14 protein-coding genes are annotated in these 15,587 nt (G+C 68.0%); 6 read left to right on the top strand and 8 right to left on the bottom strand.

The window, feature by feature from the left end:
• Positions 1 to 4: 4 nt before the first annotated feature.
• Together ZRA01_RS13520 and acnB are read left to right on the top strand one after the other, a co-directional pair.
• A complete protein-coding gene (locus ZRA01_RS13520) occupies positions 5 to 394 on the top strand; it encodes a response regulator (protein WP_141353065.1) in 390 nt (129 codons plus the stop codon).
• 220 nt (positions 395 to 614) lie between these two features.
• Entirely contained in the window at positions 615 to 3,224 is a 2,610-nt protein-coding gene (gene acnB, locus ZRA01_RS13515; RefSeq protein WP_141353063.1) for a bifunctional aconitate hydratase 2/2-methylisocitrate dehydratase, read from the top strand.
• 113 nt (positions 3,225 to 3,337) lie between these two features.
• Here acnB and ZRA01_RS13510 read toward each other — a convergent pair whose 3' ends face one another.
• Together ZRA01_RS13510 and ZRA01_RS13505 are read right to left on the bottom strand one after the other, a co-directional pair.
• Positions 3,338 to 5,158: a sensor histidine kinase gene (locus tag ZRA01_RS13510; RefSeq protein WP_141353061.1), complete on the bottom strand. Its 1,821-nt coding sequence runs from the start codon at positions 5,156 to 5,158 to the stop codon at positions 3,338 to 3,340.
• A gap of 106 nt (positions 5,159 to 5,264) precedes the next feature.
• A complete protein-coding gene (locus tag ZRA01_RS13505) occupies positions 5,265 to 6,110 on the bottom strand; it encodes a phosphate/phosphite/phosphonate ABC transporter substrate-binding protein (protein ID WP_141353059.1) in 846 nt (281 codons plus the stop codon).
• A 168-nt stretch (positions 6,111 to 6,278) separates the two neighbouring features.
• Here ZRA01_RS13505 and ZRA01_RS13500 point away from each other — a divergent pair, with 168 nt between their 5' ends.
• From ZRA01_RS13500 to leuE, 4 genes are all read left to right on the top strand, one after another.
• Positions 6,279 to 6,887 carry a response regulator gene (locus tag ZRA01_RS13500; RefSeq protein WP_141353057.1) on the top strand — a complete coding sequence of 203 codons (609 nt, stop codon included), beginning with the start codon at positions 6,279 to 6,281 and terminating at the stop codon, positions 6,885 to 6,887.
• Positions 6,888 to 6,972: 85 nt separating this feature from the next.
• Positions 6,973 to 7,854 (top strand): HDOD domain-containing protein, encoded by an 882-nt coding sequence (locus ZRA01_RS13495; RefSeq protein ID WP_141353055.1) that lies wholly within the window; start codon positions 6,973 to 6,975, stop codon positions 7,852 to 7,854.
• Positions 7,851 to 8,372 (top strand): PAS domain-containing protein, encoded by a 522-nt coding sequence (locus ZRA01_RS13490; protein ID WP_141353053.1) that lies wholly within the window; start codon positions 7,851 to 7,853, stop codon positions 8,370 to 8,372. Before ZRA01_RS13495 ends, ZRA01_RS13490 begins: the two co-directional genes overlap by 4 nt.
• A gap of 81 nt (positions 8,373 to 8,453) precedes the next feature.
• Complete coding sequence (gene leuE, locus ZRA01_RS13485) at positions 8,454 to 9,098, top strand: leucine efflux protein LeuE (RefSeq protein WP_141353051.1); 645 nt, start codon at positions 8,454 to 8,456, stop codon at positions 9,096 to 9,098.
• Here the strand turns inward: leuE and mnhG are convergent.
• From mnhG to ZRA01_RS13455, 6 genes are read right to left on the bottom strand one after another with little or no spacing between them, the layout of a single operon-like run.
• A complete protein-coding gene (mnhG, locus tag ZRA01_RS13480; RefSeq protein ID WP_141353049.1) occupies positions 9,018 to 9,494 on the bottom strand; it encodes a monovalent cation/H(+) antiporter subunit G in 477 nt (158 codons plus the stop codon). The two genes, leuE and mnhG, sit on opposite strands and share 81 nt — an antisense overlap.
• On the bottom strand, positions 9,491 to 9,775 hold the full coding sequence (locus ZRA01_RS13475; protein ID WP_141353047.1) for a K+/H+ antiporter subunit F: 285 nt from the start codon (positions 9,773 to 9,775) through the stop codon (positions 9,491 to 9,493). Before ZRA01_RS13475 ends, mnhG begins: the two co-directional genes overlap by 4 nt.
• A complete protein-coding gene (locus ZRA01_RS13470) occupies positions 9,772 to 10,296 on the bottom strand; it encodes a Na+/H+ antiporter subunit E (protein ID WP_141353045.1) in 525 nt (174 codons plus the stop codon). The genes ZRA01_RS13475 and ZRA01_RS13470 overlap by 4 nt, the downstream gene beginning before the upstream one ends.
• Positions 10,293 to 11,915: a monovalent cation/H+ antiporter subunit D gene (locus tag ZRA01_RS13465; protein ID WP_141353043.1), complete on the bottom strand. Its 1,623-nt coding sequence runs from the start codon at positions 11,913 to 11,915 to the stop codon at positions 10,293 to 10,295. The genes ZRA01_RS13470 and ZRA01_RS13465 overlap by 4 nt, the downstream gene beginning before the upstream one ends.
• Positions 11,912 to 12,253, bottom strand: a complete 342-nt coding sequence (locus tag ZRA01_RS13460) for a Na+/H+ antiporter subunit C (protein WP_141353041.1) — start codon at positions 12,251 to 12,253, stop codon at positions 11,912 to 11,914. Before ZRA01_RS13460 ends, ZRA01_RS13465 begins: the two co-directional genes overlap by 4 nt.
• Positions 12,253 to 15,162, bottom strand: a complete 2,910-nt coding sequence (locus tag ZRA01_RS13455) for a monovalent cation/H+ antiporter subunit A (RefSeq protein WP_141353112.1) — start codon at positions 15,160 to 15,162, stop codon at positions 12,253 to 12,255. The genes ZRA01_RS13460 and ZRA01_RS13455 overlap by 1 nt, the downstream gene beginning before the upstream one ends.
• Between the last annotated feature and the right edge of the window lie 425 nt (positions 15,163 to 15,587).

Here is a 15,587-nt window from a genome sequence, read left to right as displayed (position 1 = left end):
GCCCATGAGCGATACGTCACCCCCAGCGTCCAGGCGCATCCTCGTCGTGGACGACAACGCAATCAATCGCCGGCTGGCGATGGCCTTCGTGAAGCGGCTCGGCTTCGTGACCGAGGAGGTCGAGGACGGCGCCTCCGCCTTGGCCAAGCTCGCCTCCAGCCCCTTCGACGTGGTGTTTCTCGACATCAGCATGCCGGGCATGTCGGGCGAGGAGGTGCTGGCCAGGCTCCGCGCCGACCCTCGTTTCAGCGGGCTCCACATCATCGCCTACACCGCCCACGCGCTTCCCGAAGAAAAACAACGTCTTGTCGATGCCGGCTTCGACGACCTGCTCATCAAGCCGATCTCCCTGAAGGCAGTCGAGCTCGCCCTGGCGAATTTTCTGCCCGCCTGAACCGCGGGCGGGCGGCGGTTAACGGCGTAAGATCATGGGCTGGGCAAATTTGGATTGTGCAGTCGCACAATTCATGAGGTTTAAAATATAATATATATAAGACTGAATTTTGCTCGAAAAGCCGCATCAGTCTGAGAGGGAGAAGCGTCCGCGGCCGCACAAGGGCCGGGGCGCCAGTCGAAACACCGTCACGTAACCACCGTCTAGGAAGGATCTACCCATGCTTGAAGCCTATCGTCAGCATGTTGCCGAGCGCGCCGCGCTTGGCATCCCGCCGCTGCCCCTGTCGAAGCAGCAAACCCAAGCTCTGGTCGAACTGCTGCAGAATCCCCCGGCCGGTGAAGAGGCCTTCCTGGTGGAGCTGCTGACCTACCGCGTTCCCGCCGGCGTTGACGACGCCGCCAAGGTGAAGGCCGAGTTCCTGGCCAAGGTTGCCAAGGGCGAACTCGCCTGCGGCCTGGTCTCCAAGGTCAAGGCCACCGAGCTGCTGGGCACCATGCTGGGCGGCTACAACGTGAAGCCGATGATCGACCTGCTGGGCGACGCCGAATGCGGCGCGACCGCGGCCGAAGGCCTCAAGAAGACCCTGCTGGTCTTTGACTTCTTCCACGACGTCGCCGAACTGGCCAAGGCCGGCAACGCCAACGCCAAGGGCGTGATGCAGTCGTGGGCCGACGGCGAGTGGTTCACCTCCCGCCCCGAAGTCCCGGCCAGCCAGAAGCTCACCGTCTTCAAGGTCACCGGCGAAACCAACACCGACGACCTGTCGCCGGCTCCGGACGCCTGGTCCCGCCCCGACATCCCGCTGCACGCGCTGGCCATGCTCAAGAACCCGCGTCCGGGCATCGAAGCCGATGAGCCGGGCTCCCGCGGCCCGATCAAGCAGCTCGAGGCGCTGGCCGCCAAGGGCAACCTGATCGCCTACGTCGGTGACGTGGTCGGTACCGGTTCCTCCCGCAAGTCCGCCACCAACTCGGTGCTGTGGTTCACCGGCGAAGACATCCCCTTCGTCCCGAACAAGCGCTTCGGCGGCGTCTGCCTGGGCTCCAAGATTGCTCCGATCTTCTTCAACACCATGGAAGACGCGGGCGCGCTGCCCATCGAGATCGACGCCGGCCAGATGGACATGGGCGACGAGATCGAGCTGAAGATCGACGCCGCCACCGGCACGGTCACCGCCACCAAGAACGGCGCCACCATTGCCGAGTCCCAGCTCAAGACCCTCGTCATTCTCGACGAAGTCCGCGCTGGCGGCCGTATCCCGCTGATCATCGGCCGTGGCCTCACCACCAGGGCCCGTGAAACCCTCGGCCTGCCCCCGTCCACCCTGTTCCGCCTGCCCCAGAACCCCTCCGACAACGGCAAGGGCTTCTCGCTGGCGCAAAAGATGGTCGGCCGCGCCTGTGGCCTGCCGGAAGGCCAGGGCGTTCGCCCGGGTACCTACTGCGAGCCCAAGATGACCACCGTCGGCTCCCAGGACACCACCGGCCCGATGACCCGCGACGAGCTCAAGGACCTGGCCTGCCTCGGCTTCTCCGCCGACCTGGTGATGCAGTCCTTCTGCCACACCGCCGCCTACCCCAAGCTGGTCGACGTGCGCATGCACCGCGAGCTGCCGTCCTTCATCTCCACCCGCGGCGGCGTGTCCCTGCGCCCGGGCGACGGCGTGATCCACTCCTGGCTCAACCGCCTGCTGCTGCCCGACACCGTCGGCACCGGTGGCGACTCCCACACCCGCTTCCCGATCGGCATCTCCTTCCCGGCCGGCTCCGGCCTGGTGGCCTTCGCGGCCGCCACCGGCGTGATGCCCCTCGACATGCCCGAATCGGTGCTGGTCCGCTTCAAGGGCACGATGGAAGATGCCACCAAGCGCGGCATCACCCTGCGTGACCTGGTCAACGCGATCCCGCTGTACGCCATCAAGGCCGGCCTCCTCACCGTCGAGAAGAAGGGCAAGAAGAACATCTTCTCCGGCCGCATCCTCGAAATCGAAGGCCTGCCCGATCTGAAGGTCGAACAAGCCTTCGAGCTCTCCGACGCCGCCGCCGAGCGTTCGGCTGCCGCCTGCTCGGTGCAGCTCAACAAGGCCCCGATCGTCGAGTACATGCGTTCCAACATCACCCTGATGAAGTGGATGATCGCCGAAGGCTACGAGGATGCCCGCACCCTCAAGCGCCGCATCAAGGCCATGGAAGACTGGATCGAGAACGGCGTGCTGCTGCAGCCGGACGCCAGCGCCGAATACGCCGCCGTGATCGAGATCGACCTGGCCGATGTGACCGAGCCGATCCTGGCCTGCCCGAACGACCCGGACGACGTCAAGGTGCTGTCCGAAGTCCAGGGCGACAAGATCGACGAAGTGTTCATCGGCTCGTGCATGACCAACATCGGCCACTTCCGCGCCGCGGGCAAGGTGCTGGACGGCAAGTCCGACATCCCGACCCGCCTGTGGATCGCCCCGCCGACCAAGATGGACGCCCTCATCCTCACCGAAGAAGGCTACTACTCCGTCCTCGGCAAGGCCGGCGCCCGCATGGAAATGCCGGGCTGCTCACTGTGCATGGGCAACCAGGCGCAGATCCGCAAGGGTTCCACCGCGGTGTCCACCTCGACCCGTAACTTCCCGAACCGCCTGGGCATCGACACCCGGGTGTACCTGGCTTCGGCCGAACTGTCTGCGATCGCTGCCCTGCTGGGCCGCCTGCCGACCGTCGCCGAGTACCAGGAGAAGGTTCAGGCGGTCAATGCCAAGGCGGCCGACGTTTATCGCTATATGAACTTCGACCAGATCCCGGCGTTCGTCGAAGTGGCGAACACCGTCGAAGTCTGAGCCTCCGCATGAAGGCCGGGCCAACGCCCGGCTGAGCATGCACTGACAGCGCCCCAGCCGGGTTTCCGGCCGGGGCGCTGTGTCGTTCACCGTCTGGAAACCCGGCGGCAGCCTCAGGCGGGTGGGGTTTCGAAGGCCTGGAGGGCCGCCTCGGCGGCGTCGAAATCGAAGTTCTGGAGGGCCGTGATCAGCTTCGCGTGGGCCTCGGGATTGGCGTGCAGCAGGATCTCCCCCTGAGCCGCCAGCCACGGCAGCGCCGAGATATCACCCAGCCGGATCAATTCACCCAGCTCACGGCGTGCCACCTCGACGGCCGCCGGGCCGGGCCGCAGGCCGGCGGCAAGCGGTGGGGCGACGGGAAGGGCAGGAGCCGCTGCGGGTGCCGCCACGGCGAGGGCATCATCTGACGTGCCATCCGCGGCGATGCCCAGCCGCAGCGTCAGCCAGAAGCGGCTGCCCTGGCCGGGCGTGCTGCTCACCCCGATGGTGCCACCCAGCAGGCTGGCGATCTGGCGTGCGATGGCGAGGCCGAGGCCGGTGCCGCCGTACTGCCGCGTGCTCGACCCATCGACCTGCTCGAAGCCCCTGAACAGGCGGCCCTGATCCGCCTCCGGAATGCCGATGCCGCTATCCTCGACGATGAAGCGCAGCACCAGCGCGTCCGCCTCGCGGGATTCGACCTCGACGGCAATGCACACCGCGCCACGTTCGGTGAACTTGACCGCGTTCTCCGCATACTTGCTGAGCGCCTGGCGCAGCCTCGGCGCATCCCCCACGAGCTGCCGGGGCAGCCCCGGCGGAACCCGCTGCAGCACCTCCAGGCCCTTGGTGGCCGCGGCCTCGGCGATGCCCTGTTGCACCTCGGCCAGCACCTGATCGAGCAGGAAAGGCTGCTGCTGCGGCCTGACCCTCTGGCCATCGAGATCGGAAAAATCGATCAGATCGTTGATGATCACCAGCAACTGGCGGCCCGAGTCGTTGATCAGCCGCACAAACTCCTTCTCGCGGCTCGGCAGCTCACTCAACTGCAGCATGTCCGAGAGCCCGAGGATGCCGTTCATCGGTGTGCGCAGTTCGTGGCTGACGTTGGCGAGAAAGTGGCTCTTGGCCCGGTTGGCCTGCTCCGCCGCGTCCTTGGCGGCCAGCAGTGCGCGCTCCTGGCTGGCCAGGCTGGCCGAGACGTGGTTGAGGGACTGGAACAGGCTGTTGATCTCGGCGATCGCCTCGCAGCCCGGCGCCTGGCCACCGCGGGCGTCGGCGAGGGTGCGGGCAAAGTTGGCCGCGCGCTGCAGTTCGGCGAGCGGGCGATGGAGCAGGATGAACACGCCGCCGATGGAGATGACGATCACCCCCATCAGCAGCAGCAGATTGTTGAGCCAGATCCCGCTCTGGATCTGTTCGATGGGGCTGCTGTCCACCGTCACCCGCACCCAGCCCAGGCCGTCCCGGTCGTTGTGGATGGCCTGCCACAGCACCGGATCACCGTCGTGGCGGTGCAGGCTGAGGCCCAGCACGTTGAGCTCACGCACATTCTCGGTGCGCTCGGCGCCTTCGCCCGGGGGCAGCAGCGGGGCGGCCCGGCCGAAGTGGGTGAGCACCTTCCCATCTTTCATTTCGACGTCGGCGACCAGCCGGCCCCGCGCGTCAAGGATCTGGACGGCCTGCACGCGGCCGTAGCGCAGGTTGCTGATCAACAGTTGCTCGAGGGCCTCCAGATCGCGCATCAGGAGCGGGCCGACGCTGGCGGCAGCCACGCTGCGGGCGAGGTTCTGGGCGCGGGCATTGAGCATCCCGGCGACGGTGGACGACTGCTGCAGGGCGGTCGTTGCGCCATACACCAGCAGCACCGCGCTCAACAGGGACACGACGGGCAACGCAAGGCGCCACTGGAGGCTGCGGGGGATGCGGCTGACGAGGGCTGAGCGGAGGGACATTCAGGCTAGGAACAGTGGTGGCTTGCAGCTGCCGACATGGGGCACAAGGCGCGGGCTCCCCGAGGGGAGGCGACGAACGGGGGGCGGCCCACGAAGCCTTGCGGGTTCATTCTTCGAGAACCAGGTATTTGTCGAGCCGCAGCTTCTCGAGCGGGCCGTAGTCGCGCCCGTAGTCGGCCGCGACCGGGTTGGGCATCCGCACGTCTTTCAGGAGCGCCTTGCCCTCAGCGTCGCTGGCCTGTTTCAGAAAGGCCGCGGTGATACGTTTGCGCACCCCGTCTGGCACGCGGGGATGGGCGGCGAAGGGATGGGGCGCGGCGCCCGGGGTCTCGTAGAGCACCTGCAGCTTGTCGCGCATGACGGCGGGAAGATCGGCAAAGGTCTGGTTGACGCCACCACCTGCCACAAAGTCACCCACCAGAACCTGGCGATACACGTTGCCGTGGGTTTTCACATAAACCGGCTCGATACGCAGCTGCTCCTTCTCGATGAGCAGCGCGCGCATGTAGAGGGATGCCCCAAAGGCGTTCGGCGCCGGGAAGGCGATCTTCTGGCCGGCGAGGTGCTTCAAGGATGACACCGGGCCGTCCTTGGCCACGACCAGGATGCCGGTGAGCAGCTTCTCGTCGCGCACGAGGGGAATGTAGCCCTGCTTCCGCCGGGCCATGACCGCGTGGTAGGGGTTGCCGAAAATGAAATCCGGCTCACCCTGCAGAAAGGACGTCTCGAAGGTCGGGATCGTGCTCGGGAAGCGCATCTCCAGCTTCACGCCGGCCTCGTCGCCGACCCGCTTCAGGAGCGGCTGCCACTCGGCGTGGATCTGCTGGGCGCTGAACTGCGGGACGATGGCGACGCTGTAGGTGGGCGGCGCGGCGACGGCCGCCTTCAGCGTCGCCAGCAGCAGGACGAGCCCAAACACGGGGCGGAGCAGGGAGCGCAGGGGGGTTCTCATGATGCAGGCACAAGGACGGTTCGTGACGGGATGGTTATACGGCGTCGAAAAGCCAGACTTGAGCAACGCATCGAGCGGGCAAACGAGAAATTTCTCCTTAGTCGAAAACGATGAAATGCATAATGATTCGGCAAAGTTGTTAAAAGTTACAAACTTGGTACCTCAACCATGACGCAACGCCCGAATTCGACGATCAACTGTTCAACGCGCATCGCCACCCGGCGGCTCGGCGGGAGCGTGCGCACTGCACGCCTGTTGGCGGAGAGCGGTCAGCCCAAAGGCTGGAAGAGCCGGGCAGGGCGGCCGCGGATTCTGGTCTCGCCGGTGGATACGCTGCTGCGGACAAGGCGTACCGACAAGGCGCGGGGCCTCCTCATCGTGTGCGAGGACGACGAGCGCAGTGCGCTGGCCGCGCTCGCGGGCAACGCTGTGCCGGCGATGCCCACCGATTTCGCCAGTGACGGCTTCGATGCGCTGATCCGCATCGGCGCCGAGGCGCCGGCGGTGGTGCTGACCCACCTGGGCCTCGCCGGCATGGACACCATCCGGATGCTGCACGCGCTGGCCAGCCACGCCCGGGCGCGCGGCACGCTGGTCATCGTCCTGCTGGAGGCCGAGTGCGAGCGGGCGATGGTGCGGACACGGCTGCCCGACGAGGTCGTGCTGCTGGGGCCTGGCGGCAACCCTTCCGAGCAGGCGGCGCGCCTCCGGGCCTGCCTGGACGAGTGGCGCAGCCGAGCCGGTGCCGCTGCGGCGATGCTCGACGGTCACCACTGAAGCCCGCGTTAGCTGATATCGTGGCGGAGCGCGCACCGAACACCTAAGTTGAAAGGGACGGCCGCGGGCAGAAAAAGAGGGGCGGATGCTGACTTCCTTTCAATGGCGCTGGGGCGTTGCCCAGTGGGTGGAGTTCCTTAAGGACAAGGAAATTCCGGTGCTGCTGCGCACCCAGGCCCTGCTGCAGGCGCTTGCCAGCCTCGATTCCGCGTCCACCGAGGCCATCTCGGCCCGCGAGCTGGCCGGCTACGTGTTTGCCGACCCCTACCTCTCCCTCAAGCTGCTGCGCCATGCCGAGAACCGTCGCTCCCGGCGCCTCGGCCAGGAAACCACCACCACCCTTGCTGCCGTGCTACACACGGGCTGGAACGAGCTCGTCCAATTGGTGAGCGCCAGCAGCGTCAGCGACGACAGCTGCAAGGGCCGCAACGATTGCGAGTTCCGCGCCGTGCTCGCCTCCAGCATCGCCCGCGGCTGGGCCAGCCTGCGCTCCGACGTCTCGCCCGACGAGGTGGCCCTGGCGGCCCTGCTGTCGGAGAGCGGCGAGCTGCTGCTGTGGTACTTCGCCCCCGAGCTGCCCCTCAAGGTGGCCGATGAGCTCGCCTCCGGCCGGGCCTTCCGGCCCCTGCGGGCCCAGGAGCAGGCGATCGGTTTCACCTTCCGGCAGATGACGCTCGCGCTGGTGGAGGCCTGGGAGTTGCCCCCCATCATCGCGCTGCTGATCCGTGGCACCGATTCCCTGCGGGCCAACATCGCGCGCATGGCGGTCGACACCGCGCGGGACATCGTGGCCAACAACCGCCACCCGTCGATCCCGGCCCAGCTCGTTAACCTCCAGCGCCTGATTCCGGCGGCCAGCCATGCCCAGCTGCTGGCGCCCCTTCCGATTGCCGACGACTACCGCGAGGAGGTCCTGCTCGCCATATCGGCACAAACCGCGCCGCAGGGCGGCAGGAAACCGTCATGAAACCGCGTCACATCGTCCCCAACGACAGCGAACGTATCCTTCCCACCGATCGCTACATCCTCTCCACCACCGATCTCGCCGGCCGCATCACCTCGGTCAACGACCTCTTCGTCGAGTATTCCGGCTACACCGAGCCCGAGCTGGTGGGCCAGCAACACAACATCGTCCGCCACCCCGACATGCCCCGGGCGGTGTTCCAGCTGCTGTGGGACGCCGTCGCCGAGGGCGAGCAGTTCATGGGTTACGTTAAAAACCTCTGCAAGGACGGCAGCTTCTACTGGGTGTTCGCCCACGTCTCGCCCATCACTGACGCCCGGGGGCAGATCACCGGCTATCGCTCGGTAAGGCGGCATGCCCGCCCAGAGGCCATCGCCCGGGTGCGCGTGCTGTACGCCGAGATGCTCGCCGCCGAAAAGGCGGCCGGCCCCCGCGACGCCATCACCGCCGGCCTGCGCGTGCTGTCGGCCCATCTCGCCGCCGAGGGGCAAAGCTACGAGGCGATGGTCGCGGCGCTGTGAGCGGCCGCCTGCCGCGCTGAGCCTGCTGGAACCCTCCGGCCGCAGCGCGTAGCATTGCGCCCTTTCAAGGCGGAGCGCAGCGTGTTCTACGGCGTCACGGACCTCGGCACCTTCGTGCTCGGCACCATCTTCATCGTCCTCGTCCCGGGGCCGAACTCGCTCTACGTGATGACCATCGCCTCGCGCTTCGGCATCGCCGCCGGCTACCGGGGGGCAGCCGGGATCTTCGTCGGCGACCTGATCCTGATGACCCTCGCCGCCACCGGCGTGGCGTCGGTGTTCCAGGCCAATCCGGCGCTCTTCGTGGCACTCAAGTATGCCGGCGCGGCCTATCTGGTGTTTCTCGGGCTCAGCCTGCTGCGCACGGCCCTTGCTCGCCGTCCCGCCACCGATGCGGCCCCCGCGCTGCCCGAAGCCGGCACCGCCAGGCCGTTCCGGGTGGCGCTGTTGATCAGCCTGATGAACCCCAAGGCGATCCTGTTCTACGTGTCCTTCTTCATCCAGTTCGTCTCGCCCGGCTATGCCCACCCGGCCTTGTCGTTCCTGATCCTGGGGGTGGTCGTCCAGCTCTGCAGCATGGCCTACCTGTCCGTATTGATCTTCGGCGGCACCTGGCTCGCCGACGCCTTCCGGCGCCGGCCGCGGCTATCGGCCACCGCCACCGGCGGCGTCGGCGCGCTGTTCATCGGCTTCGGCGTGAAGCTGGCCGGCGGCGGGCTGGCCTAGCGGTATCCCCTCATCCGACAAACCCGGCGTGCTTTCGCGCTCTCCGCAATCGCCGCCATTGTCGTCCAGGCCAGCCGCACGGCGGGCGCGCAGATCCCGGTACAGCGCCGCGCGCATCAGCAGCATCGCCACCACCGGCGCGGTCATCAGCAAGAACGCCCCGATCAGCAGCTCGTGAACCACCAGCCGCGACTGGGCGGCCGTGAAATACACCATCGACGCCACCAGGATGCAGCCCGCTCCCAGCGAGATCGCAATCGCCGGGCCGTGGATGCGCTGGTAGAAGGTCTTGAGGCGCAGCAGGCCAAGGGTGCCCACCAGCGTGATCAGCCCGCCGATGACGAGCAGGACGGCCACCGGCACGGCAGCCCACCAGGGCAGCGTGGCGACGCTCATTCGATCACCTCCCCACGCATCAGGAACTTGGCCAGCGCGATTGTGGATACGAAGCCGAGCAGCGCGATCAGCAGCGCCGCCTCGAAATACACCAGGCTGCCGTGGGCGATGCCCAGCAGGAGCGCCAGCAGCATGGTGCACATCCACAGCGTATCCAGGGCCAGCACGCGGTCCTGCGCCGTCGGGCCGACCGCCAGGCGCAGCGCGCACAAGACCATGCCCAGCACCACACAGCCCAGCGCAAAGTAAACCGCCGCCGACAGCAGCGTCGTGGTCGTCATGGCTTTTCTCCTTCGGGCGCGCGCCCGGCCGTCTCGAACACCTCGATGATCGGACCCTCGTAACTGGTCTTGATGGTGTCGATCCACCACGCCTCGTCGTGCAGGTCGAACACATGCAGCAGCAGCTCGTGGCGCTCGGGCAGCAAATCCACCCACACCGTGCCGGGCGTCGAGTTGATCAGGCACGACAGCAGCGCGAGGCCGTGGGGGCTGCGCAGGTCGAGCGGCACCCGGATGAACTGCGAGTTCACCGCATCCGGCTTGCGTAGCAGGATGAGCTGGCCGACGTTGAACGCCGACCGGACGATCTCGATCGCCGACAGCCACAAAAGCCGCAGCAGCGCCCGCGGGCGACGCAGGCGGGCGTGGCCGTGGGGCAACAGAGGCCGCACCAGCAGCGGCGCGACGACCGCCAGGGCGCCGCCGAGCAGCCAGTGTGCCGCCGCGACGCTCTCATTGAGCAGCAGCCAGGTGAGCAGCAGGCCGATCGACAGCAAGGGGGAGGGCAGCCAGCGGCTCATCGCGCCACCTCCCCGCCCGCCGGCCGCATCACGGGCGGCTCGCCCAGCACCCGCTCGGTGTAGGAGCCGCTGCGCGCCAGCCCGTCCACCGTGCGGCTCAGGTAATCGAACACCGCGCCGGCCTGCAGGGTCAGCGCCACGCACAGCGCCACCAGCCCGCCCACCGGCAGCACCTCCGAGATTTGCAGCCGCGGCGGCGTGACGGCGCCCGAGGCCCAGAAGGTGCGCACGCCCAGGCGCATCAGCGCGATGATCGCCGCCAGCCCGGCCAGCAGCATCAGCGCGATCAGCAGCCAGGTGGCCGGGGGCACCCGGCCCGGCATCGCCAGGAGCGCATGGAAGAGGCTGAACTTGGCCACGAAGCCCGACAGCGGCGGCATGCCGCTGATGACCAGCGCGCAGGCCACGAAGCTGAGGCCCAGGAAGGCCAAGGTGCCGGGGATGCCCACGCCCACCGGGTCTTCGGGCTTGTCCTCGATGGCGAAGGCCTCCATGGTGATCGCCAGCAGCGCGGCGCCCGGCGGGCGGATGCGCTCGGTGAGCTCGATCAGCAACATGAAGGCCGCCATCGCCAGGGTCGAGCCGATCAGGTAGTAAAGCCCCGACGCGAGCACCGCGCTGCCCGAATGCCCGAGCACCGCCAGCAACGTGCCCGACGAGATGATCGCCCCGTAGCCCGCCATGCGCCCGCCGTCCTGGCTGGCGAGCATGCCTACGGCCCCGAACAGCAGGGTCGCCATGCCGCCCACCGAGAGCGCCGCCAGGCCGAAGCCCTCGAGCTCGCCCGCCGCGTCGCCGAACACCGCCAGCCAGACGCGCAGCAGCGCATACACGCCGACCTTGGTCATCAGCACCAGCATCGCCGCGACAGGCGGCGACGCGGCGGCGTAGGTGGTGGGCAGCCAGAAGCCGAGCGGCCACATCGCGCCCTTGGTCAGGAAAGCCAGCGCCAGCACGCTGGCCCCGATGCGCAGCAGATAGGTGTCCTGCGGCCCGAGCGCCGCCACGCGCAGGGTCAGGTCGGCGATGTTGAGGGTGCCGGTGGCGCCGTAGATCAGCGACACCCCGATCAGGAACAACAGCGACGCCACCAGGTTGACCGCCACATACTGCATGCCGGCCTGGATGCGGCGCAGGTTGTAGCCGTGCAGAACGAGGCCGTAGGAGGCCGCCAGCATCACCTCGAAGAACACGAACAGGTTGAACAGGTCGTTGGTGAGGAAGGCGCCGTTGAGCCCCATCAGCAGAAACTGGAACAGCGAATGGAAATGCACCCCCACCCGGTCCCAGCGGCGTGCCCCGAACACCAGCGCGGCGAGGGCGATGGTCGAGGTGAGCACCAGCATCAGGGCCGAGAGGCGGTCGACCATCAGCGCGATGCCGAAGGGCGCCGCCCAGTTCGAGGCCAGATAGACGCCGATGCCGTCCGGCCAGTGGCCGCCGTCGGCCATGCCCAGCAGGGCCAGCGACAGCAGCCACAGCAGCACGCCGCTCACCGCGCTGGCCGCAAACTTGAACCCGTGGCGGTTCTGCGCAACCGGGATCAGCAGCGCGCCCACCAGCAGCGGCAGCAGCACGGGCACCACGATGAGGTGCTGCATCCAGGGCAGGGCGCTCATTCGCGGGGCTCCTCGCCATCGACGTGGTCGCTGCCGGTGAGGCCCCGCGCGCCGATGATCATCACCAGGTACAGCGCGGTGGTGGCGAAGCCGATGACGATCGCGGTGAGCACCAGGCCCTGGGGGACGGGGTCGGCAAACAGCGCCGGATCGACGGCCGGCGTCGGCGTGATCGGCGGCTGGGCCACCCACAGGCGGCCCATCGCAAAGATGAACAGGTTCACCGCATACGACATCAGCAGCAAGCCGGTGATGAGCTGGAAGGTACGGGGGCGCAGGATCAGCCACACCCCCGCGCCGAACATCACCCCGACCGCGATCGATAACGTGAGCTCCATCAGAGCGTCCTCCGTCCGCTAACAGGTGGCGCTGCCCGGGCCGCTTCGTCGCCGGGCAGGCGATGGGCGCGCAGCGACTGGTGGGCCAGCGCCACCAGCATCAGCATGGTCGTGCCGACCACCACCACGAACACCCCGAGATCGAACACGAAGGCGCTGGGCAGGTGCAGCTCGCCCACCAGTGGCCAATCGACATGCGCGGTGTGGGTGGTGAGGAAGGGGTGTCCGAACAGCCACGCACCCAGACCCGTCGCGCAGGCCAGCACCAGCCCGAAGCCCAGCCAGCGGTGGGGCCGCAGTTGCAGGTGGCTCTCCACCCACACCGTGCCGGCCAGCATGTACTGCACCAGGATCGCCACCGAGAAGATCAGCCCCGCCACGAAGCCGCCGCCCGGCAGGTTGTGGCCACGCATGAAGAAATACACCGCCACCACCCCCATGAAGGGCAACAGCAGGCGCAGGTAGATGCCGGCCACCAGCAGATAGCCGCTGCCCGCCTGCTCGGCCGGCGTCTGCGCGCTGGCCGGGTCCACGTCGTGGCGCTGCTGGGCCGGGATGGCGACGCTCTCGGGGGCCGGGCGGAAGCGGCGGAGCAGGGCATAGACGGTGAGTGCGACGATCGCCAGCACGGTGATCTCACCCAACGTGTCGAAGCTGCGGAAATCCACCAGCAAAACGTTCACCACGTTGCTGCCGCCCCCGCCGGTAAGGGCGTTCTGCAGGAAGAAGTCGGCGATGGTGTCCGAGGCCGGATGCACCAGCACGGCGTAGGTGAGCGCCGCCATGGCGAGCCCGCCGGCCGTCGCCACCAGCAGGTCGCGCGACCGGCGCAGCCAGGCCAGCCGCCCGGGCGCCGGCTGGCCCGCGCCGGCCTTGATGCGCGGCGGGAGCCAGCGCAGGCCGAGCAGCAGGAGCACCGTGGTGACGGTCTCCACCATCAACTGGGTCAGCGCCAGGTCGGGCGCCGACAGCCACAGAAAAGTGGCCGCCGTGACCACGCCCGTGCCGCCCACCAGCGCCAGCGCCGCCAGGCGGTGATACTTGGCCACCCACGCGGCAGCGATCGCGCAGCCCCCGCCGATCACCCAGATGGCCGTAAACAAGGGGTCGAAGCCCTGCCGCGGGCTGTCGCTCCAGGCCGGCGGCGCGCCGGCCAGCAGCAGCGGAACCCCCAGCAGCGCCAGCATCAGCAGCAGCAACTGGGGCTGCAGCCGCAGCGTGCCGAGGTGCTTCAAGAGCCAGCCGGCCCCGCGGGTGAGGCGCAGCATCGTGTTCTCGTAGATCTGCGCGCCGTTGAGGCGGTGCACCAGCGGCACCGTGTCGCGCTCTTTCAGCTGCAGGTAGCGCCGCAGCAGCCCGTAAAGCAGCACACCGCCGGCCAGGGCGAGCGTGCTCATCAGCAGCGGAATATTGAAGCCGTGCCACACCGCAAGGTCGTATTCCGGCATTGCCGGGCCGAGGGTCGCCACGGCCGCCACGTGCAGGATCGGCTCGATGCTGAGGCCAGGCAGCACGCCCACCACCAGGCAGGTCAGCACCAGCAGCTCGACCGGCGAGCGCATCCAGCGCGGCGGCTCGTGGGGCGCGCGGGGCAGCGCCTCGCTGGGCGCGCCAAAAAAGATCGAGATGAAACGCAGCGAATACGCCACCCCGAACACCCCCATCGCCAGCGCCGCGTAGGACATCCACCAGTTGGTGTCGCCGCCCACCAGCAGGGTCTCGGCAAAGAACATCTCCTTCGACAAGAAGCCGTTGAGCAGCGGCACGCCCGCCATCGCCGCGCTGGCGACGATGGCCAGCGTGGCGGTGACCGGCAGCGCGTGGCGCAGGCCGCCGAGCACCCGCATGTCACGGGTGCCCGTCTCGTGGTCGATGATGCCGGCCGCCATGAACAGCGACGCCTTGAAGGTGGCGTGGTTGAGGATGTGGAAGATCGCCGCGACGATGGCCAGCGGCGTGCCGATGCCGATCAAGGTGGTGATGAGCCCCAGGTGGCTGATCGTCGAATAGGCCAGCAGGCCCTTCAGGTCATGCTGGAAGATCGCGATGAAGGCGCCGATCATGAGCGTGCACACCCCGGCCCCGCCGATGATCCAGGTCCACTCCGGCGTGCCGGCCAGCGCCGGCCACAGCCGCACCAGCAAAAACACACCGGCCTTCACCATGGTCGCCGAGTGCAGGTAGGACGACACCGGCGTGGGCGCCGCCATCGCGTGGGGCAGCCAGAAGTGGAAGGGAAACTGCGCGCTCTTGGTCAGCGCCCCCAGGGCGATCAGCACCAGCGCCGGCAGGTACAGCTCGTCCGCGCGGACGCGCTCGCCCGCCGCCAGCACCACATCCAGATCGTAGCTGCCGACGATGTTCCCCAGCACCAGCACCCCCGCCAGCAGGCACAGCCCGCCGGTGGCTGTAACGGTGAAGGCCATCCGCGCCCCGCGCCGCGCATCGGCCCGGTGGTGCCAGTAGCCGATCAGCAAAAATGAGGTGAGGCTGGTCAGCTCCCAGAACACCACCAGCTGCACCAGGTTGCCCGACAGCACCACCCCCAGCATCGAGCCCATGAAGGCCAGCAGAAACGCGAAGAAGCGCGGCACCGGGTCGGCCGGCGACATGTAATAGCGCGCATACACCACCACCAGAAGGCCGATGGCCAGCACCAGCATGGTGAACACCCACGCCAGCCCATCCACCCGCAGCACGAAGTACAGCCCCTGGGCGGGCAGCCAGGCCAGCTCCTCGCGCAGCACCTGCCCGGCGGCCACGTCGGGGTAGAGCGAGCCGGCCATGAGGAGGCCGCCGGCCGCAACCGCAATGGCCAGCCACGACTCGCGGTTGCGGGCATCCGCCGGCATCACCGCGGCGAGCAGGCTACCCAGAAAGGGGACAAGAACGAGGGCGGCAAGCAACATCGGAACCTGGATCAGACAACACAGCGATTCATCGGAGGCGGCCAGGTGGCGCCAGACGGAGTGCAGCAAGGATTGCAGCAGCGCGCCGGCGGTGCTGACTGCAATCTTAATGCCAGACAGGGCAAACCGCTGTAGGTTCCGCCGATTGCACGCAGCCGAGGATGGAACAAAGCCCGACCGCAGCCACCCGCGAAGGCTACAACGGCCCCGTAGGTCGGGTCAGCACAACGTGACCCGACATCGCCGCGCGGCGCTCGAAGGTGTGGGGCGTCGGGTTACGCTGCGCTAAGCCGATCTACCTTGGCTGCCGGCGACCACACCGTGCTGTGCGAGCAAGCTCGCACCTACAAGCAACTCCACGGTTCGTGCCACAAGGCGGCTGGGGAGGGGAGGGCCACCGAGCGCGGTTCCCCCCTGCCAAGGGC

The sequence above is a fragment of the Zoogloea ramigera genome, assembly GCF_006539865.1.
Classification (GTDB): Bacteria; Pseudomonadota; Gammaproteobacteria; order Burkholderiales; family Rhodocyclaceae; genus Zoogloea; species Zoogloea ramigera.
Note: the sequence above shows the minus strand (reverse complement) of the source record. Positions and strands in the feature narration are given on the sequence as shown.

Bases quoted from the DNA above. Each gene is read 5' to 3' on its own strand.
- ZRA01_RS13520 (WP_141353065.1), top strand. From the start codon at position 5: ATGAGCGATACGTCACCCCCAGCGTCCAGGCGCATCCTCGTCGTGGAC.
- acnB (WP_141353063.1), top strand. From the start codon at position 615: ATGCTTGAAGCCTATCGTCAGCATGTTGCCGAGCGCGCCGCGCTTGGC.
- ZRA01_RS13510 (WP_141353061.1), bottom strand. From the start codon at position 5,158: ATGTCCCTCCGCTCAGCCCTCGTCAGCCGCATCCCCCGCAGCCTCCAG.
- ZRA01_RS13505 (WP_141353059.1), bottom strand. From the start codon at position 6,110: ATGAGAACCCCCCTGCGCTCCCTGCTCCGCCCCGTGTTTGGGCTCGTC.
- ZRA01_RS13500 (WP_141353057.1), top strand. From the start codon at position 6,279: ATGACGCAACGCCCGAATTCGACGATCAACTGTTCAACGCGCATCGCC.
- ZRA01_RS13495 (WP_141353055.1), top strand. From the start codon at position 6,973: ATGCTGACTTCCTTTCAATGGCGCTGGGGCGTTGCCCAGTGGGTGGAG.
- ZRA01_RS13490 (WP_141353053.1), top strand. From the start codon at position 7,851: ATGAAACCGCGTCACATCGTCCCCAACGACAGCGAACGTATCCTTCCC.
- mnhG (WP_141353049.1), bottom strand. From the start codon at position 9,494: ATGAGCGTCGCCACGCTGCCCTGGTGGGCTGCCGTGCCGGTGGCCGTC.
- ZRA01_RS13475 (WP_141353047.1), bottom strand. From the start codon at position 9,775: ATGACGACCACGACGCTGCTGTCGGCGGCGGTTTACTTTGCGCTGGGC.
- ZRA01_RS13470 (WP_141353045.1), bottom strand. From the start codon at position 10,296: ATGAGCCGCTGGCTGCCCTCCCCCTTGCTGTCGATCGGCCTGCTGCTC.
- ZRA01_RS13465 (WP_141353043.1), bottom strand. From the start codon at position 11,915: ATGAGCGCCCTGCCCTGGATGCAGCACCTCATCGTGGTGCCCGTGCTG.
- ZRA01_RS13460 (WP_141353041.1), bottom strand. From the start codon at position 12,253: ATGGAGCTCACGTTATCGATCGCGGTCGGGGTGATGTTCGGCGCGGGG.
- ZRA01_RS13455 (WP_141353112.1), bottom strand. From the start codon at position 15,162: ATGTTGCTTGCCGCCCTCGTTCTTGTCCCCTTTCTGGGTAGCCTGCTC.